15 protein-coding genes are annotated in these 18,970 nt (G+C 72.6%); 3 read left to right on the top strand and 12 right to left on the bottom strand.

All coding sequences use genetic code 11. The annotated features are described in order from the left end of the window. Nucleotides 1-49: 49 nt before the first annotated feature. From MFF55_RS06765 to MFF55_RS06715, 11 genes are all read right to left on the bottom strand, one after another. On the bottom strand, nt 50-1,342 hold the full coding sequence (locus MFF55_RS06765) for an ATP-binding protein (RefSeq protein WP_238243319.1): 1,293 nt from the start codon (nt 1,340-1,342) through the stop codon (nt 50-52). Between the two features lie 15 nt (nt 1,343-1,357). Then, nucleotides 1,358-2,401 (bottom strand): lysylphosphatidylglycerol synthase domain-containing protein, encoded by a 1,044-nt coding sequence (locus MFF55_RS06760; protein ID WP_238243318.1) that lies wholly within the window; start codon nt 2,399-2,401, stop codon nt 1,358-1,360. Nucleotides 2,402-2,546: 145 nt separating this feature from the next. Next, entirely contained in the window at nt 2,547-3,176 is a 630-nt protein-coding gene (locus MFF55_RS06755) for a uracil-DNA glycosylase (protein WP_238243317.1), read from the bottom strand. Beyond that, nucleotides 3,163-3,933, bottom strand: coding sequence for a PIG-L deacetylase family protein (locus tag MFF55_RS06750; RefSeq protein ID WP_238243316.1), 771 nt, complete (start codon nt 3,931-3,933; stop codon nt 3,163-3,165). The genes MFF55_RS06755 and MFF55_RS06750 overlap by 14 nt, the downstream gene beginning before the upstream one ends. A gap of 200 nt (nt 3,934-4,133) precedes the next feature. Continuing rightward, nucleotides 4,134-5,360: a glycosyltransferase family 4 protein gene (locus tag MFF55_RS06745; RefSeq protein ID WP_238243315.1), complete on the bottom strand. Its 1,227-nt coding sequence runs from the start codon at nt 5,358-5,360 to the stop codon at nt 4,134-4,136. Next, a complete protein-coding gene (locus tag MFF55_RS06740; protein WP_238243314.1) occupies nt 5,357-6,187 on the bottom strand; it encodes a sugar phosphate isomerase/epimerase family protein in 831 nt (276 codons plus the stop codon). The genes MFF55_RS06745 and MFF55_RS06740 overlap by 4 nt, the downstream gene beginning before the upstream one ends. A 184-nt stretch (nt 6,188-6,371) precedes the next feature. Then, entirely contained in the window at nt 6,372-7,958 is a 1,587-nt protein-coding gene (locus tag MFF55_RS06735) for a YcaO-like family protein (protein ID WP_238243313.1), read from the bottom strand. 28 nt (nt 7,959-7,986) lie between these two features. Further along, entirely contained in the window at nt 7,987-8,991 is a 1,005-nt protein-coding gene (locus MFF55_RS06730; RefSeq protein WP_238243312.1) for a Gfo/Idh/MocA family protein, read from the bottom strand. Beyond that, entirely contained in the window at nt 8,991-10,169 is a 1,179-nt protein-coding gene (locus MFF55_RS06725) for a class I SAM-dependent methyltransferase (RefSeq protein WP_238243311.1), read from the bottom strand. The genes MFF55_RS06730 and MFF55_RS06725 overlap by 1 nt, the downstream gene beginning before the upstream one ends. A 25-nt stretch (nt 10,170-10,194) precedes the next feature. Beyond that, complete coding sequence (locus MFF55_RS06720) at nt 10,195-11,073, bottom strand: hypothetical protein (protein WP_238243364.1); 879 nt, start codon at nt 11,071-11,073, stop codon at nt 10,195-10,197. 225 nt (nt 11,074-11,298) lie between these two features. Further along, nucleotides 11,299-12,489 carry an inositol-3-phosphate synthase gene (locus MFF55_RS06715; protein ID WP_238243310.1) on the bottom strand — a complete coding sequence of 397 codons (1,191 nt, stop codon included), beginning with the start codon at nt 12,487-12,489 and terminating at the stop codon, nt 11,299-11,301. A 315-nt stretch (nt 12,490-12,804) separates the two neighbouring features. Here MFF55_RS06715 and MFF55_RS06710 point away from each other — a divergent pair, with 315 nt between their 5' ends. The 3 genes from MFF55_RS06710 to MFF55_RS06700 all read left to right on the top strand — a co-directional run bounded on the left by MFF55_RS06710 (nt 12,805) and on the right by MFF55_RS06700 (nt 17,301). Continuing rightward, nucleotides 12,805-14,025 (top strand): transglycosylase SLT domain-containing protein, encoded by a 1,221-nt coding sequence (locus MFF55_RS06710; RefSeq protein WP_238243309.1) that lies wholly within the window; start codon nt 12,805-12,807, stop codon nt 14,023-14,025. Nucleotides 14,026-14,096: 71 nt separating this feature from the next. Next, the gene (locus MFF55_RS06705) at nt 14,097-14,747 is read left to right on the top strand and encodes an HdeD family acid-resistance protein (RefSeq protein WP_373874741.1); all 651 of its coding nucleotides are present in this window, start codon (nt 14,097-14,099) and stop codon (nt 14,745-14,747) included. A 64-nt stretch (nt 14,748-14,811) separates the two neighbouring features. Beyond that, nucleotides 14,812-17,301 carry a transglycosylase domain-containing protein gene (locus MFF55_RS06700; RefSeq protein ID WP_238243308.1) on the top strand — a complete coding sequence of 830 codons (2,490 nt, stop codon included), beginning with the start codon at nt 14,812-14,814 and terminating at the stop codon, nt 17,299-17,301. 10 nt (nt 17,302-17,311) lie between these two features. Here MFF55_RS06700 and MFF55_RS06695 read toward each other — a convergent pair whose 3' ends face one another. After that, nucleotides 17,312-18,913 carry a methyl-accepting chemotaxis protein gene (locus MFF55_RS06695; protein WP_306421389.1) on the bottom strand — a complete coding sequence of 534 codons (1,602 nt, stop codon included), beginning with the start codon at nt 18,911-18,913 and terminating at the stop codon, nt 17,312-17,314. Nucleotides 18,914-18,970 lie beyond the last annotated feature (57 nt).

The following is an 18,970-nucleotide window of genomic DNA, read 5'->3' as shown; positions in this document are numbered from 1 at the left end:
GGATTTCGGTCCTGATCCCGCGGCGTCGACTGCCGGGAACCCGGACACCTCAGGCGGAGCGAGCCTGCAGGGGCGGCAGCTCGGCGTCCTCGGCCGCGCAATGCTCGGGCAGCAGCGCCCGCACCGTGGTGCCCGCACCCGGCGCGCTCTCGATGACGAGCTTGCCCCGGTGGCGGTTCACGATGTGCTTGACGATGGCGAGGCCCAGGCCCGTGCCGCCCTGCTCCCGGCTCGAGGCGACGTCGACCCGGTAGAAGCGCTCGGTGAGGCGGGGAATGTGCTCGGGGGCGATGCCCGGACCCTCGTCGCTGACGCTCAGCGCGATCTGCCGCTTGCGCACCCCCTGCGCCGCCTGGCGGGCGAGCGACACCGTGACGGTGCCGCCGTCGCCGCCGTACTTCACCGCGTTCTCGACGAGGTTCTCGACGACGCGCAGCAGCTCGTCGCGCTCGCCCAGGACCGGATAGGCGGGCTCCGGCGCCTCGACCGTGATCGTCACCCCGCGGGCGCGGGCAAGCGGCCCTTGCGTGTCGACCATCTGGCGGGCGATCCCGCCGAGATCGACGGCCTGCGTCGGGGCGACGTGCTCGCGCAGCTCGATCCGGGAGAGGGAGAGCAGGTCGTCGATGAGCCGGGTCATGCGCTGCGCCTGCGCCTTCATGATCCCGAGGAAGCGCTCCCGCGCCGGGACGTCGTTGCGGGCCGGCCCCTGCAGGGTCTCGATGAAGCCGAGGAGCGAGGCCAGCGGCGTGCGCAGCTCGTGGCTGGCATTGGCGACGAAATCGACCCGCATCGCCTCAAGGCGACGGGCCGAGGTGAGGTCGTGCAGGAACAGGACGACGTTGGGCTGGCCGCCTGCCGGCCCGTCCGGCATCGGCAGGGCGCCGATCTGGACCTCGAAGGCGCGCTCGGTCGGCACCCGCGTCGTGTAGAGGGTCTTGAGCGGGGCGCCGGTGCGCAGCACCTCCTCGATCCCGTCCAGCACGTCCGGCGAACGCAGGGCGAAGGAGAGCGGGTGGCGCAGCTTCAGGGCGGGCAGGATGGCCCGGGCGGCCGGGTTCGCCTCCAGCACCACGGCCCGCCGGTCGACGAGGATGACGGGATCCGGGATGTTGGCGAGCAGGGCCTCGGCGATCGAGTGCCGCTCGCGGTCGGCCGTCTCGGCCGGGGCGGCCGTCGGCCGGCGTCCCAGCCCGCCCAAGACGCCGCCGAGGACGAGGGCGGCGAGGGCGCCGAGGAGGGCGGGGAGGTCGAGCCGGCCGCGCTCCAGCGCGATCAGCGAGACCGTGGCCGCCGCGATCGCCGCCCCCGTCCAGGCGGATGTCCGCATGCCCCGCGCCATCGATCGGCCCTTCGCTCAGGCGGCCCGGCCTCGCGCCGCCCTGACTCGTCGAAGCACCTCGTAGGCCCCCAGCATGCACAGGGCGATGACGAAGGGCACGAGATAGTAGCAGACCCGGAACAGGAGGAGCGAGCCGAGCACCTGGTCGCGGGGCAGGCTCGAGAGCGCGAGCAGGATCGTCGCCTCGAAGACGCCGAGGCCGCCCGGCGCGTTCGAGGCGATGCCCAGCATGGCGGCGAGCACGTAGATCGCCACGAAGGTGGTGAAGCCGACGCTCAGGCCCGCCGGCAGCAGCACGTAGAGGGTGGCGGCCGCCGCACAGACGTCGCCGATGCCCACCAGCATCTGGCTCAGCGACACCGAGGCGCCGGGCAGCTCGAGGCGCCAGCCCTTCACCTTGACGCTGCGCCGCTTGAACGAGACCCAGGCGAGGTAGGCGACCACCGCCAGGAGCGCGGCGAGGCCCGCGCCCTGGTTGATGCGGATGCTCGTGAAGGTGAGCGCGGCGAGCTGGCCCGCCTCGACGATGAGGCTCAGGCCCAGCACCACGCCCATGCCGAGCCAGAAGGTGAAGCCGGCGATCACGGTGAGCGCCGCGATCTTGGCCGGCTTCAGGCCCTTGCCCGAGTAGATCCAGTAGCGGATCGTCCCCGCCGTGAGCAGCGGGAAGCCGAGGGTGAAGCTGACGGCGTAGCTCGTGAAGGAGGCGAGCGCCGTGGTGCGGTAGGGGATCGCGATCTTGAGCTGGCGCAGGGCCAGCGCGTCGTAGCAGGTCAGGAACAGGTAGCTGACCGCGACGAACAGGAAGGCGAGGCCGAGCTGGCCCGGGGTCGCCGCCGTGAAGGCGGCGTGGAGCTCCGCCCAGGTGACGGTCTCGGCGAGCTTCCAGAGCACGCCGAGCGAGACCGCGAAGATGATGAGGCTCGCCGCCGTGCCGATCCAGGCGTAGCGGCCGCGGAAGGCGCGCTTGGGCTTGATGGGATCGGGAACGGTGTCGGCGGATGCGGGATCGACCGCCTCCGCGTCGGCAAGCTCCTTCTCGCGTCCGGCAAAGTTCATGTGTCGGCGTCCGCCTCCGCCGGTCGCCACGCCCTGCCGCTGCAGGCGGCATGATGCTCCCGGACTTGTCGGACCGCGGCCCGTTCGCCCGCATTTAGGCCGTTTGCCGCCCGAAGGCCAGGGTGAGGCGAGCGGCCCGGCGCAGTCAGGCGCCGTCCGCGAGGATCGCGGCGGCCTCGCCAAGGCCCCGGCGGATGCGCGCCGGCACCTCGGGACTGGTGCAGACATAGGTCGGGCTCGGATGGGGCACCGCCAGCACGGGCAGGTCCGGGCGCAGCCGGGCGAGGCCTGCGCGCGCCTCCCCCGCCACCCGGCCGGCGAGGACCGCGACGCGCAGGGCCGGCAGCAGGGCGAGGAGGGGCGCGAGGTAGGGCTCGGCCGCGCGGATCTCGGCGCGGCGCGGGGCGCGGTTGAGGGCCCCCTCGGCGTGGATCACCCAGGGGATGGCGTTCCAGATCAGGGTGTCGGCCCGCGCGATGCCGGCCTCGCCGAGGAACCGGAACAGGTTCGCCGCGGTGCCCGTTGCGTTGTCGCGCGAGACGAACCCGGTGCGGGCGATCGCCGGACCCGGCGTTTCGAGAAGCAGGAGCAGGCGCGCCGCGACCCCGCCGTCGAGGGGGTCGGGATCGGGCACCGGCGCGCCGCGCTCCGCGGCGATCCGGCGGGCGAGCTCGCGCAGGGGCTGGATCTGCGGCGCATCCGCCAGGGCGCGCCGCGCGGCGAGCACGGCCGGATCGGCGAGGCTCTTCGGGGCCGTGGGCTCAGGGGGCGGCATCGGCGGCGACGAGACCCGCGAGCCCCGGCGGCAGCGTGCCGGTGCGCCGGAAGCGCTCGACGCCGCCCTCCTGCGCCAAGCGTTCGGCGAGCCCCGTGGGGCCGCCGAACTGGAAGCCGAGCTGCGTCGCGTAGGCCCCGCAGGCCTGCGCCTTGCGCGCCTGCGCCTCGCCCTCGAACCCGACCGCGCAGGGCGGCAGAGGCGTGAAATCGGCGCGGAGCGGCTCCTTCGGCACGTCGCTGCGCACCGAATAGGGGAAGTCCCTCCACCACAGGATCGATGCTGCCGGTGCGGCGTCGCGCAGGGCCCGCACCACCTGGACGTGGTCGACATGCCCGCCGACCGCCTGCGGCGCCAGGATCAGGTCGGGAGCGATCTCGGTGACCAACTCTCGGAAGGCGGCGGCGAGCGCGGGGCGGATGCCGTCGTCGGGACGGATCTCCGCGAAGAGCTCCGGCGCCGAGCCGTAGCCGCGATGCGGCGCCTCGCGGAAGGGAAGATGCAGCGGCTCCGCGATGCCGAGCGCGCGGGCGGCCGCGCGATCCTCGTCGCGGCGCAGGGCCATGTAGTCGATCGCGGGCGAGAGGCCCTTGTCGGTCTGGCAGGCGAGGGCGAAACCGGTCGGATCGGGGACCGAACCCGTGAAGACGGTCGCCATCACCACGCGCCAGCCGGCCTCGGCCAGCGTCGCCAGCGTGCCGCCGCAGGAGAAGGCCGCGTCGTCGAGATGGGGCGAGAGGGCGAGCGCAGTGGGCATGGGTCAGGCCGGTGACGTGCGATCGTCGACTTGAGGGCTCGCGCCTCTCCTCCCCCTTGCGGGGAGGAGTTGGAGGTGGGGGTGGCGCAGGAGGCACCGCAGCGCTCGATCCTGCACCACCCCCACCCCCGCCCCTCCCCGCAAGGGGGAGGGGAGACCGTTCAGGTTGGGCAGACGGTGCTGACCGATCGGGCCCGGCATCACAGCAGGTGCGGCTCGGCGCGGAAGCGGCAGGCGGGGTCGTGGGGCAGCTCGCTCGGGAAGCCCGTATCCGGCGCCCGGCCCGCGACCTCGGCATAGACCGCCATGATCTGCGCTCCCACCGCCTCCCAGGAATAGACCCGGCGGCATTCCTCCAGCCCGTCCTGCGCGAGGCGCTGGCGCAGGTCCCCGTCCTCGATGATTCGGGCCAGCGCCTTGGCCAGCGCCGGCACGTCGCCGGGCTGGACGAGGAGGCCGTTCTCGCCGTCGCGCAGGCAGTCCGAGACCCCGACCGAATGGGTCGAGACCACGGCGAGGCCGGAGGCCATGGCCTCCAGGATGGTGTTGGAGAACCCCTCCGCATAGGTCGGCGAGACGAAGACGTCGGCCCGCCGGTAGAGCTCCGGCACGGTGTCGTAATCGGCGTAGCCGGTGAAGGCGACATGCGCCGAGGTGAAGCCGATCTCGTCCGCCCGCGCCTGGGCGGTCTCGACGTCCGGCCCGATGCCGGAGATCGTGGCCTCGAAGGGCAGGCCGGCCTCCCAGACGCGTTCGAGCGCGTCGAGGAAATCGAGCACGCCTTTCCGGCGGTCGACCCGGCCGTGGTAGAGCAGCCGCACCGGGTCCTCGCCCTCGACCGGCTGGCCGGGCGTGAACCGGGCCGTGTCGACGGCGCCGGGCACGATCGTGAAGCGGCCCGGGTCCGACCCCAGTCGGTCGCAGACCTCGGCGACGAAGGAGCGGCCGCCGATGAGCAGCGCGTCGGCATGGGCGAGCACGCGGCACATGGCGAGCCGGTGCGTCTCGCAGCAGGAGCCGACCCAGTGGCCGTCCCCGCCCTGGATCGAGACCACGTTCGGCACGCCGAGGCGCTTGGAGGCCAGCAGCACCGCCCAGCCGGTCGGGTAGCCGTACTGCGCGTGGAGCACGTCGAAGGGCTTCTTCGCGTGCTCGGCGCAGATGGTCTCGACCATCACGTCGATGTCGCGCTCGAAATTCCCCCCGTTCTGCTCGCCGAGCTGCTCGAGGCCGATCACGGTGACGCCGGGCACCGCCGGCGGCGGCCCGCCGCCATAGACCCGGGTGCCGAACGCGTCGCCCCGGTACTGGCTGATCATCGTCACGTCGTGGCGCGCGCGGACGAGCTCGCGCAGCAGGTTCTGCGCGTAGACGCTCATCCCCGAGATCGCGGGGAAGTAGCGCCGGCTGACGAAGCAGATCCTCATGGGCGGCTCCGGCACGCGCGCAGGTAGGCGAGCGCCTGCAGGATCATCACGTCGGCGCGGTGGCTCTCGCGGGAGAGCTCGACGCAGATCAGACCCGCGAAGCCGATCCCGTCGAGGGCGTCGAGGACGCCCGGCACGTCCATGTCGCCCTCGCCGAAGGGCAGGTGGATGTGGACGCCCCGCGCCATGTCCTCGATGGCGACGGTGCCGATGCGGTCGGCGAACTCCCGCACGGCCGCGGTCGGCTCGCGCTCGCCGGTCACGAGGCAGTGGCCGGTGTCGAGCGCCAGACGAAGGCCGGGGATGTCGAGGGCGGCGTAATCGTCGAGGGTCTCGACCAGCATGCCGGGCTCTGGCTCCAGGCAGGCGACGACGCCCTGCGCCTCGGCATAGGCCGCGACCTCCGCGAGACCCTCGCGCAGCCAGCCCCGCGCCGCGTCGTGGTCCACGCCGGGCTTCGGCACGCCGGCCCAGAAGGACACGGCCTCGGAGCCCAGGATGGCGCCGATCTCGATTGCCCGCTTCAGGAAGCCGACGCGGCGGGCGCGGCCGGCGGCGTCCGCCGTGACCAGCGTCGGTTCGTGCTTGGCCCTCGGGTCGAGGAGGAAGCGGGCGCCGGTCTCGATGACGGAGCCGAGCCCCAGGCGCTCCAAGCGGCCCGCCACCCGCTCGGCCTCCCGCGCCCAGCCCTCGGCGAAGGGATCGAGGTGGTGGATGTCGAGCGTCAGCGCGACGCCGTCGTAGCCGGCCGCCGCGATGAGATCGATCGCGTCGTCGAGGCGGTGGTTGGCCGCGCCGTTGGTGTTGTAGGCGAAGCGCAGGGTCATGGATGGCTCCTGACCGGGCTCAACCTTGTCATTCCGGGGCTGCGAAGCAGAGCCCGGAACCCAGAACCGCTGACGCGGCAAGCTGAAGACCGACCTATGGTTCTGGGTTCCGGGCTCGCCTGCGGCGCCCCGGAATGACAGAGGAGGGCGCTACGCAGATGCTTCTGGCGAACGGAAAAAAACCTCACGCCGCCCGTCCCTGCTGCTCCAGGCGGAAGGGCGCGTGGTGCGATTCCGGCTCGCGGTAGAGCGGGTAGTGCGAGCCGACGATCCGGTCGGCGAGGGCGGTGTCGAAGAGCGGCTGGCCGCGGAACCGCTCGATCGCCTCGGGCGTCAGGCGCACCGGGCGCAGGCTGTCGCTCTCCTGCCCGAAGCGGATCAGCGGGTGGTCGCGCTCCACGAGCTTGCGCGCGTTGCGCTCGCCGATGCGGTGGTAGCTCATGGTCTCGACCTCGAGCCCCGGCACGATCGCCTTCACCACGCCTATGCCGCTGCCGGGCGGGCTGCAATCGACGTAGAGGACGTCGAACCCGGCCTCGTCCAGGCGTTCGCGGGCGATGCGGCCGCGCGCGTGGCCATCCGCGGCCGGCGTCGTGGGCAGCTCCGAGAAGGCCTTGGTGCTGCGTTCCGAATAGACCGTGTCCTTCAAGACGTCGTGCAGGCCCTCCGGCGGCAGCACGATCCATTCGAGCATGGCCTTGAGGGCCCGGCTCTCCTCGAGGTCGAGGCTCGGCAGAGCCTTCTCGATGAAGGCGCGGACATAGCCGGGCGGCGTCACGCGCTCGGCGAAGCTCAGGGGGCCGTGGCCGAAGGCCTTGCGCACGCGGGCCGCCTGGAACTCGAGGAGCGCCTTGCGCAGCGCCCGCTCGCGATCCGGGTCGCAGGCCTCGCCGCAGGCGGAGAGCGCGATCGGGGCCGGCGCGTCGGCGGGGTTCCGGTCGTAGCCGACCACGTAGATGTTGGTCAGGCCGAACTGGTCGGTGGCGAATTTCGGCAGCGCCCGGATGCCGAGGGCCTGAAGCCGGTCGAGCATGGCGCGGTTCTCGGGGCCGATCCCGTCGAGGTCGAGCATCACGCCCTGGTCGAGGGCCCGGAACAGGAGGCCGTTGCCGTCCCGCTGCAGGAGTTCGAGGAGGCCGTGGCCCAGCGCGAACTCGACGTCCGGCCCGGCGCCGAGGCCGTTGGTGATGAGGTTCGTGAAGGGCTTGTAGCCCTCCGAGAGCTCGAAATAGTCGGTCGCCGCGATGTCCAGCGGCATCAGCACCGTCTCGCCCGTCCGGGCGCGGATCGTCGGCGTCCATTCGAGGGTCGTGCCGCGGCCGACCGGGCTGCCGGCCGGCAGACAGAGGGTCAGCGGGTCGGCGACCGCGCCCGCGCCGAAGACACGAACAAGATCGTCGTACGAGCCGCGCTCCTTCTTGCGCGGCATCACCGCGAGCGAGGGCATCAAGTTCTCGGCGATCTCGGCCACGGCCCCGATCAGCGCCTCGTCGTCGGTGGCGCCGTAGCCGATGCCGCTCGGCATCGCGCCCACGAAGAAGGGATCGTCGAGGAAGAGCGACACGAACCAGACCGGAACGCCGGTGCGGTCGAGGGGCGCCAGGGGAAAGCCGACGACCCGGCCCGGCGGCAGCACGTCGAGATAGGCGCGTACGGGCTCGGGCAGGCCTGCGGGCAGGCCCTCGATCCGGCGCGGGGCGCCGTAGCGGTAGGGACGCGGCGCAGCGATGCGCGCGTCGCGGGCCCTGCCGTCCTGGTCGTGTTCACTCACGTCTGGCTCACTTCCGCTCGTTCTTGAATCAGGCGCCACTCCCGTACGCCGCCGCCAGGAGGCGCATCGTGTGAAGGTCCCGCTCGGCCGAGTAGGCCGCCCGCTCCTCCGGCCGGCGCAGGGCCGAGCCGAAGGCGCGGACCTGCTCGGTGAAGGGCGAGGCCTGCGCATCGAAGGCGATCTCTTCCGACGCGCCGCTTGTACCGTCGGTGAACGTCAGGGAGCCGCCCGAGACCTGGCCCATCGTGTCGACGGCCACGAGCATACCGCCGGTGCCGACGAGTTCGAGCCGTCGGCGCGGCAGCACGTCCGGGCAATTGTAGGCCACGTGCAGGCTCGCCAGCACGCCGGCTTCCGTGCGGCCGATCAGGAGGGCGCCGTCGTCGACGGCGTAATCCTGGGCGCGGGCCTGCGTCAGCGCAGCGATCTCGGCGATCGGTTCGCCGGCTAAAAAGTCGATCAGGTCGATGCCGTGGGGGGCGAGGTCCATCAGCGCGCCGCCGCCGGCCTTGGCCGGGTCGATGCGCCAGTTGTCCTCCCCCTTCAGCGACGTCCAACCCCGGTCGAGCCAGCAGGCATAGACGATCCGGATCGCGGTCAGGGTGCCGAGGCGGCCCTCGCGAACCATTGCCCGCATGACCCGATGGCCGGGATGATGGCGCTGGTCGAAGGCCGTGCCGTAGAGGATGCCGCTGCGGCTCACGGCTTCCGCCATCGCCTCGGCATCGGCGAGGCCGGCCGCCATCGGCTTCTCGCAGAGCACCGCCTTGCCGGCGGCGGCGAGCGCCTCGACGGCCTCGCGATGGACGTGGTTGGGCGTCGCGACGTAGACGGCCTCGACCTCAGGGTCGGCGATCAGCTCCGGCAGGGTCGCATAGGCGCGGGCGCCGGCATCCTCCGCCGCGCCGCGCGAGGTCTCGCTCGCATCGCAGACCGCCACGAGCCGGTGCCCGGCCTCCCGGATGCCCGGCGCCATGTAGTCCCGGGCGACCCAGCCGAAGCCGACGATCCCCCAGCCGACGGCATCGCCCATCACCAGCGCTCCGGCAGGTCGACGAATTCGCGGCGGCGGACGCGGGCGGCGTCGGCCGAGTCGAGGCCGACCCAGTCGAGCCGTTCGGGCCCGGGCGAGCGGACCGGATAGGTGGCCCGGCCCGCATATTCCGCCTCGTAGCGCTCGGAGGGCCAGGCGATGGCGTAGCCGCTTCCCTGCGGGACGTAGAGGGGATTGAGGCGCAGGAGCGCCCCCTCGCGCGGCAGGGTGATGCCGTCCGCGACGATGCGGGGCGCGGGCCGCATGCCGGCGCCGCACACGATGGAGAAGGCCTCGCATCGCCGAAGCTCCGCCGGCGCCCGCGGGCCCGGGGCCCGGCACTCGACGAGGGCGCGGGTGAGCTCGTCGTCGTCGTAGACGAGCCCGTCGGGAAACAGCTCCTCGATCTCCTCCGCCGAGACCGCGCGGCCGGCCGAGAAGCCGGGGCGCTCGGCATTGTGGATGTGGCTCAGCGCCAGCCAGCCGTCGTCGCCGGCCGTGCGGCGCAGGCATTCGAGGAGGCCGGGCTTGTCGTCGAGGAAGTAGAAGGCGTCGTTGCACACGACGAGGTCGACCGGCGATCCGACGACGGGCCAATGCGGCGAGGCGGCGTCGAAGCAGACGAGCTGCGCCTTTCCGCCCACGACCCAGTGCCGGGCCACCCAGAGCTTGGCGAAGACCACGTCGGCGCCGGCGACCTTGGCGCCGCGCCCGGCGAAGGCGCCGAGGTAATGTCCGATGCCGCAGGCGAACTCGAAGACGCAGGCCGGGTCGTTCCAATGCGCCTCGAGCAGCGTGAGGCCGGCGAGGAAGGTCGGATCGGTCCAGCGATGCAGGAAGTAGTCGCCGACCCGGCCCCAGCCGAGCAGCGCCACGGCGTCCCTCAGCGTGGCGGTATCCCGGTCCTTCACGAGGCGGTGCAGGTCGATCGGGTCGGCCGGCGGGCCGGTCCACCAATCGTCCTGGTCGGCGAGCAGCCCTTCGAGGGCGAGGTCGGGCTTGTCGTCGTCGAGCAGTCGAAGCGTCTGCGCGACGAGATCCCCGCGGTTCGTGCGCAGGTAGGGGATGCCGTCGATCACGGGCCAGCGCGCGCCCGTCTTCGCGTCGCGAAGGGAATGCGCGGTGTCCGGATTCAGGGCGTTGCCCGTCTCGGGCGATTCCAGGGCGAACGGGATCATGAGGGACATCCCTCGCGTCGGGCTTTCACGGGATGCGCATATCCGTCAGCACCCGATCGTGAAATCCCTTTACCGGCCCGGCATGCACAAGTTCCATGTCGTCGAGCACCGTCGCCATGGTCAGCGAGGCCGCGCGCAGGTGCTGGGCGATCTGGAGGACGCGGTCGATGGCGTCCGCGGCGTGGAAGGCGCGGCCCTCGGCCGTGGCGTCGTCCGGCAGCACGGCGCGGGCCCGCTCGACCGTCACGCGCAGGTCCGGGTCGAGCTCGCCCAGCGCCCATTGCGTGGTGCGCTCCATCATGGGCCCGAGATGGTTCCCGAGCAGCATCTCGCCCGTGAAGCCGGCATCCGGCATCGCGGCGTTGTGGAAATGGTGGCTCATGGCCGCGACGAAGACGAGGGTCGGATCGGCGCGGTAGAACGGGCTCAGGGCCACGCCGTAGACGGCGACCATGAGGCAGTGCTCGGCGTGGTTCTCCGGCGGCTCGAGCAGGATGCGGGCCCGGCCCGGACAGGTGACGCCGGCACGCGGCTGCTGGGCCAGCGCGGCGACGAAGCCCGGCAGCGGCCCGGCGGGCAGGGACCGGCGGTGCCGCAGGCGGTCGCGCAGCCGGTCGGCCAGGGTGGAATCGATATGGGACGCCACCGCGTCGAAACCGGCGACGAGCACGTCGCCCACCGCCTCGTCGGAGAGTCCGGCCGCGCCGAGGAAGGCGTCGTCGAGGTCGCAGAGGCGCGCGGCAGCCAGCGCCTTGGCGGTGATCTCGAGGGCGACCTCCTCGGCCGGGCTACCGCCGGTGAGCGCCGCCCACCCTTGCGCGAACAGCCGCTCAGCGATGGAGCCGGCACGGCCGGCGGACCGGACGCGCTTGAGGTCGTTCAGCTCGACGAGGAGCTCGCGCAGTTCAAGAGGGGCAGCAGGCGATATCACGGGATCACCCTGGACTTTCGTCGAGCGGAGCGCGGGTTCCCTCTCCTAGGGGGAGAGGGACAGGGTGAGGGGCGTGCCCTCTCCGGAGAATCTACTCCCCTCACCCCAACCCTCTCCCCCTGGGAGAGGGAGCCCGTCGCGCTCCCCGTGCGCGACGATGCACGTGGGAGGGACGTAGCCACCCGGACGAGACCGGCTTCAGTTCACGCCGAGCCAGTCGAGCAGCATCGTCTCCTGCTTGCCGAAGGCGTGCTCCGGGCCGTGGCCGTTCTTGACCATCGGGGCCTTGAAGAAGGTGGAGAGCTGCTCCTGCACGCCGCCGTCGCCGCGCTTCTTGGCGAGGTCGAGGACGCGGGCGATCTCGATGACGAGCGGCGCGGCCAGGATGGAGTCCTTGCAGAGGAAGTTGACCTTGATCTGCATGCGCTGTCCGAGGAAGCCAGTGACGTCGATGTTGTCCCAGGCTTCCTTGTCGTCGCCGCGGGGGCGGTAATAGTGGATGTGCACGAGGTGGTCCTCGACGGGGTAGCCGAGGATCGAGTCGAGCACCGTGCCCTTAGTGTTGAGCTTGGACTGCAGCGAGTCCTTGTCGTTGAGGGCGAGCCCGTCGCGGTTGCCCAGGATGTTGGTCGAGAACCAGCCGTCGACGTGGAGCGCGCGGGCCTTGAGCGCCGGCGCCAGCACCGTCTTCATCATGGTCTGGCCGGTCTTGCCGTCCTTGCCGGCCACCGGCACGTTGAGCTCGCGGGCGAGCTCGAGGAGCGCGGGCACGTCGGCCGCGAAGCTCGGCGTGAAGTTCGCGTAGGGCACGCCGCTCTTGATCGCCGCGTAGGCGTAGAGCATCGCCGGGCTGATCGACTCGTCGCTGGCGTCGAGACCCTTCTCGAAGGCGGCCGAGGAGTTGAGCACCGGGGCGGAGAGGTCGGGCCAGCGCTCGGTCGAGGCGAGGTTGACGACCACGACCTCGTCGAGGTCGCTCTCGATGCGGAAGCGGCGCAGGTCATTGGCTATGACCGAGACCGCCTCACGGTGGTCGGCCGCCACGATGCGGTTGCCGCCCTCGATGTTCTTGCAGAACTTGGCGCTGCCGACGGCCGGCCAGGGCTTGATGCCCTTCAGGACCTGGGCGCCGTTCTCGATGTCCTGACGGGTGAGCACGCCGTGGCCCGCCGCCGCCTGGGCGAGGTCGTCGTCGTTGAGGTCCCAGCCCCCGAAGACGAGGTCCTTGTAATCCGCCATGCCGGCGACGGAGAGGCCGGCCAGGGGCAGGCCGTCGAGGCGGTTCGACCCGGTTTTGATCATCTCGATGCCGGCGATGGCCGTGGTGGCGACAGCGCCGCCCATGCCGACGAAGGCGACGCCGACGCGGCGACCGGACTGCATGCTCATAGGGAAAGGACTTCCTTGGTTGGGCTCGCGACGGTTTTGGTCCCGGCTCAGATGAGCCCGCCGCGCGTAGCCCTGCTAACTGGGCGCGCCAGGCTTCGTTCCAAGCCCGGCAGGGACGCCTTTTTGCCGCGCTTCGCCTGAACCGCACCCGAACGAAGGGTTAAAATAACGTAAATAGAAGCGCTTAACCCTCTGTTAACGGCGCCACGGTTGGATCACGGCGCTGTCCCATTCTGGTCACAGCCAGCGGCGAGACATCCGCCCGCTGAACGATCGAAGCCGCGCCCGAGAACGCCGCGGCACGAACAAGGATGGATGATGGGGGTTTTCCCGGAGCCGGCGCTCTGCGCCGACGACGTGAGCCGTCTCGTGCCTAACGAGACCGTGACCGAATCTGACACCGCGGCCCGGCCGTCGCGGACCGCGCTGGGCAAGCGCCGCACCAAGGGCCGCACCAAGGGCCGCACCAAGGGCCGCATTCTCTCCAGGCTCACCCGCCGCACCGCCGCGACGCTCGTCGCCGGCCTGGTCCTGGGCTCGACCCTGCCGCAGAACGCGCTGGCGCCCGCGGCCTCGGCCCACGACCGGATCGACGAGCGCGCCTTCACGGCGCAGACGCTCGCCCGGCAGGCCCAGATGCAGCCGGCCGAGACGCAGGCACCCTCTCTCGAGGCGCAGCCGGAGCCCGGCATCGGTTGGGCGGGCGTTCCGCTGATCGAGCAGGAGCCCGCCACCCTGGCCCTGATCGAGACGGACCTCGCCGCTCTCCCTAAGCCCCGCGGCGAGGCCGGCGACGCCCTGCGCTTCGGCGACATGACCGTGCCGCGCGACATCGTCGAGACCATCCTGCGCGCCGCCTCGGAGACCGGGGTCGACCCCGTCTACATGATGGCGCTCGCCGACAAGGAATCGAGCTTCTCGACCAAGGCGAAGGCCGCGACCTCCTCGGCCGAGGGCCTGTTCCAGTTCCTCACCGGCACCTGGCTGGAGCTGATCCGGGCGCACGGCGCCCGCTACGGCCTCGAGGCGGAGGCTGCGGCCGTCACCGGCCGCGGCGGCGCCATCACCATCGCCAACGAGGCGATGCGCACGCGGGTGCTGCGCCTGCGGCGTGACCCCTACACCGCCGCCCTGATGGCGGGCGAGCTGATCAAGCGCGACCGGGCCCGCATCGCCCGGCGCATCGGCCGGGATCTCGACACCTCGGAGCTCTACCTCGCGCATTTCCTCGGCACCGCGAGCGCCGGCCGCTTCCTGACGCTCAGCGCCGAGAAGCCGGACGAGGTCGCCACCCAGGCGTTCCGCTCGGCGGCGCGGGCCAACCGCAACCTCTTCACCCAGAAGACCGGCAAGGGCCGGCGCGGCCTGACCGTGGCCGAGCTCCGGGACCGGATCGACGGCATGATCGACCGTCGCCTGAACCAGTACGAGGGCGTGACGGCGCTGGCCGCCGGCCTCGCGGGCCCGCCGATCGAGACCGCGCCTGCGCTCGCTCCCACGCCCGCGCGCGTGCTGATGACCGAAGCCTTGCCCTAGGCCTCGCGGAACGCGCCCAGCGGGCACGGCGTTCATGGTCCGCGGCCGCCCGGCCGTGGACGGAGAGGCGGATGTCGGCGGGTGGAACCGGGGAGCGGATGAGCGCGCCGCAGGTCGCGACGGCGCCGGCGGGGGCCGAGCGGCTCGACGCGATGAGCACGGTGCTCGCCCGGAACTGGTGGCTGATGGCGCTGCGCGGCGTCTTCGCCATCCTGTTCGGCGCCATCGCCTTCGTGGCGCCCGGCGCCTTCGTGCTCTCCCTCGTCCTGTTCTTCTCGGCCTACATGCTCGTCGATGGGCTCTGCGGCATCGTGGCCGCGGTCCGCGCCGCCCAGAAGCACGAGCGCTGGGGTCTGCTGCTGGCCGAGGGCATCCTCGACATCCTCGTCGGCGTCGCGGCCTTCCTGGTGCCGGCGGCGGCCGTCTGGGCCTTCGTCTACCTCGTCGCCTTCTGGGCGCTCGTCAGCGGCGGGCTAATGCTGGCGGCGGCCTTCAAGCTGCACGCCCATTATGGGCGCTGGTGGCTGGCGCTCGGCGGGCTCGTCTCGGTCCTGTTCGGGATCGCGCTCCTCATCAATCCGGGCCTCTCCGCCCTGGTGCTGACCTGGTGGCTCGGCGGCTACGCCGTCGCCTTCGGCATCATGCTCCTCATCCTCGCGTTCCAGCTTCGCGGCCGCCACGACGCGGCGGGGCGTCCCGCGCCGACGGCACCGGCCGCCTAGGGGTGCCGGGTTACCCCGCGCGGACGGGATTGTGCCGGAGCCGGCTTCCGGCGGACAAGGTGAGATGACCTCCCTCGATCCGGAACGACCCAGCGGCGGGGCGCAGCCCACCGAGACCGCCGCCTCGCCGGCTGCTCCAAAGGGCGCGTCCGGAGACCCGAGCCCGTCGTCGGAGGCGCGGGCCGCCGCGCGCGAGGCCGCCTCGGCGGCGCGCCTGCTCGGGCGCCAACTCGGCATCCTTGCGAGGAGCGGCGGCCGGGGCGCGCTTCGCCGGGCGGGCATTGCCGCGGAGGCGCTCGCCCGCGGGTCGGCCGGCCTGCGCGATCGGGTTCGCCGCGGCCGCGCCCGGACTGGAGGACCCACCGCGTCCTCCGGCTGGAGGGAACGCCTCGGATCGAAACCCTGGCGCGCCGCGATCCTCGCCGTGATCGGCCTGCCCGTCCTCTTGGTCGGCGGCCTCGTCGCCTACAGCGCCGCGACACTTCCGCCGCTCGGCGGCGTCGCGCCCGAATCAGGGCAGCGCGCGCTCACCGTCGAGGCCGATGACGGGCGCGTCTTCGCGACGCGGGGCGCGTTCCAGGGCGAGCGGCTGACAGCAGTCGACCTGCCGCCCCACCTCGCTCAGGCCGTGATCGCCATCGAGGACCGGCGCTTTCACGACCATTGGGGCATCGACCCCCGCGGCATGGCGCGGGCGCTCTGGCGCAACGCGGTCGGCGGCGGCATCCGCGAGGGCGGTTCGACGATCACGCAGCAATATGTCCGCCTCACCTCGCTGACGCAGGAAAAGTCCCTGCGCCGCAAGATCCAGGAGGCGCTCCTCGCCTTCCGGGCGGAGGCGCGGATGTCGAAGGACGAGATCCTGCTCGGCTACCTCAACACCGCCTATTTCGGGGCCGGGGCCTACGGCATCGACGCGGCGGCCCGGCGCTATTTCGGCAAGGGCGCCAAGGCCCTGACCCTGCCCGAAGCCGCGATGCTGGCCGGCCTCGTGCGCGCGCCCTCACAGCTCGCGCCGACCCGCAACTTCGGCGGGGCCAAGGAGCGTGCCGACGTCGTGCTCCAGGCCATGGTCGAGACCGGCGCGATCAGCGCGGCGCAGTCCGACGAGGCCCGCGCCCAGACCGTCACCCTGCGCACGCCGCCGGAGACGCCGCCCGGCACCAACTACTTCCTCGACATGGTCGCGGCCGACGCCAAGCGCCTCGCCGACACGTCCGGCGACGTCACCGTGCGCACCACCCTGAACCTCGACCTGCAGAGCCTCGCCGAGGGCGTCGTCGCCCGCCGCCTCGAAGGGGAGGGCGCCAAGAAGCGGGTCGGCCAGGCGGCCCTCGTGGCGCTGGCCAAGGACGGCGCGATCCTCGCCCTCGTCGGCGGGCGCGACTACGAGGACAGCCAGTTCAACCGGGCGATCCAGGCCAAGCGCCAGGCCGGCTCGCTCTTCAAGCTCTTCGTCTACCTCGCCGCCTTCGAGAAGGGGTTCACGCCCGAATCGGTCCTCGTCGACCGTCCGATCCAGATCGGCGACTGGGAGCCGCAGAACGCGACCGGGCGCTTCCGCGGCGCCGTGCCCCTGCGGACCGCCTTCGCCCAATCGATCAACACGATCGCGGCGCAGCTCGCCGACGAGGTCGGCATCCCGGCCGTGATCGAGACTACGCGCCGGCTCGGCGTGCAGTCGGACCTGCCCGAGGTGCCGAGCCTGGCGCTCGGCTCGGCGGAAGTCACGCTCCTGGAGATGACCCGCGCCTATGCCGGCGTCCTCGCCAGCGCGGCGCCCGTCGAGACCTACGCGGTGCATGCGATCCGCGGGGCGGGGCCCAAGCCCCTGCACCTGCGCGGACCGCCGACCTCCTGGACGGTGCTCAGCACGGCGAGCCGCGCGATGATGCTCGACGCGCTCCAGGCCGTGGTCGACGGCGGCACCGGCAAGGGCGCCCGGGTTCCCGGGCTCGCGGTCGGCGGCAAGACCGGCACGACGCAGGAATATCGCGACGCCTGGTTCGTCGGGGTGACGCCGGACATGGTGGTGGGCGTCTGGGTGGGCAACGACGACAACACGCCGATGGCCAAGGTCAGCGGCGGCGACCTGCCCGCCGGCATCTTCCGCGATTTCGTCCAGCGTGCCGGCGCCCAGATGGCGAGCCGGCGCAAGCGTCCCTCCGCCGCCAGGGCCGAGCCCGTGCCCACCGTCGCGGTGCAGGAGGCGCCGCCCTCCGGCGCTGAGCTGCGCGGCGTGCCGGAGGTCATCGACACGGGCACCCTGGCGATCCGGGGCCGCACCATCCGCCTGCTCGGCGTCGAGGGCGAGCCCGGCGCCTCCGCCCGGCGGCTCGCGCGCTACCTGCGCCGGCGCGAGGTGGTCTGCCTGCCGGCCGCCGGGGAGCCGGACGGCGCCGCCCAGCGCTGCCGGATCGACGGCGACGACCTCGCCTCGCTGATCCTCGCGGCCGGCGGCGCCCGCGCCACCGCCGACGCGCCCGCCGATCTGCTCGCCGCCGAGGAGCAGGCCCGCTCCGAGCGGGCCGGCCTCTGGCGGCGGGGCCGCTGATCCGGCCCGGTCAGGCCGCCCGGACCGTCGCGAGGAACCGCGTCACCTCCGCGCCGTGATGCTCGGATTGCCGGGACAGCTCCGAGGCCGAGACGAGGACCTGCGAGGCGGCCGCCCCCGTTCCGGCGGCCGCGTTCGCGACGCCGGAGATGTTGGCGGTGACCTCGTTGGTGCCCGTGGCGGCCTGGCTGACGTTGCGCACGATCTCCTGGGTGGCCGCGCCCTGCTCCTCGACGGCCGCGGCGATCGTCGCGGCGACGACGCTCATCTCGCGGACCCGGCCGGTGATGCCCTCGATGGCGGCGACGGCCCCCTCCGTCGAGGCCTGGATTTCGCCGATCTGGCGCGAGATCTCGTCGGTAGCCCGGGCGGTCTGGGTCGCGAGCTCCTTCACCTCCGCCGCGACGACCGCGAAGCCGCGCCCCGCCTCGCCGGCGCGCGCGGCCTCGATCGTGGCGTTCAGGGCAAGAAGGTTGGTCTGGCCGGCGATGCTAGAGATGAGGCCCACCACCTCGCCGATCTTGGCCGCGCCCTGGGAGAGCGCCTGCACGAGGGCAGCGGTCTCGCCGGCCTGGGCGACGGCGCCCTCGGCCAGCGTCGCGGCCCCGTCGACCTGCCGGCCGATCTCGTGGACCGAGGCGCCGAGCTCCTTCGCCGCGGTGGCGACCATGGTGACGTTCGTCGCCGCCTCCTCGGCCGCCGCGGCGACGGTGGTCGATTGGCTGCTCGTCTGGGCCGCGTTCGCGCTCATGGACTGCGCCGTCGTCTCCAGCTCGGTGGCCGCGGCGGAGACCGCGCCGACGATGTTGCCGACCGCGCCCTCGAAGGAATCGGCCATCGCGCGCATCGCCGCCTTGCGCTGCGCCTCGATTCCGGCGCGGGCGAGCTCCGCCTCCTGCTCCAGGGCGCCGGTCCGGATCATGTTCGCCTTGAAGATGCCGACGGCGGCGGCCATCGCGCCGACCTCGTCGCCGCGGCCCTCCCCGGGGATAGCCACGCCGAGATCCTTGTCCGCGAGCCGGCTCATGGCGCCGGTCAGCGCGGTGATCGGGCGGGAGATGCCGAGATGCAGCATGAGGAGGCCGAGGGCCGCGACCACGATCATGGCGCCGAGCCCGACGGCGGCCGCCATCCGCGACAGGCTCGCGGCCTCCGCGGCGCTTGCGCTGCGGCGGCCGAGCAGCGCGGCCTCGTCGGCGATGATCTCGTTCGCCTTGGCGCGCAGGGCGTCCATCGCGGCCTTGCCGGCGCCGGAGGCCTCGAGGCGCCGCGCCGCCTCCTGCGTGGAGGGGTCGCGCATCAGGGCGATCTCGCGCTCGGCCACCCCCTCGCGCCATTGCCGGGCGAATCCGTCGAGGGCGGCGAGCCGCCCCTGCTGCACGGCGTTGTCGGCGGTGAGCGTTCGCGCCGCCGCGAAGGCCGCGGCATAGGCCTGCTGGCCGTTCCGATAGGGGTTGAGGAAGGCGTCGTCCGCCGTGATGAGGTAGCCGCGCAGGCCGGTCTCCTGATCGACCATGGCGCCGGTGATGCGCTTCATCTCGGCCAGGACCTTGTGGGTGTGCTCGGTCCAGCCGGCCGTCTCCTCGATCGTCGAGAGGTTGCGCAGCGACACGGCCGAGACGCAGACCGCGACGAGAACGGTCAGAGCAGGGCTAGACCGATCTTCACG

Origin of the sequence: Methylobacterium iners (genome assembly GCF_022179305.1) — a bacterium.
Lineage (GTDB): Bacteria > Pseudomonadota > Alphaproteobacteria > Rhizobiales > Beijerinckiaceae > Methylobacterium > Methylobacterium iners.
Note: the sequence above shows the minus strand (reverse complement) of the source record. Positions and strands in the feature narration are given on the sequence as shown.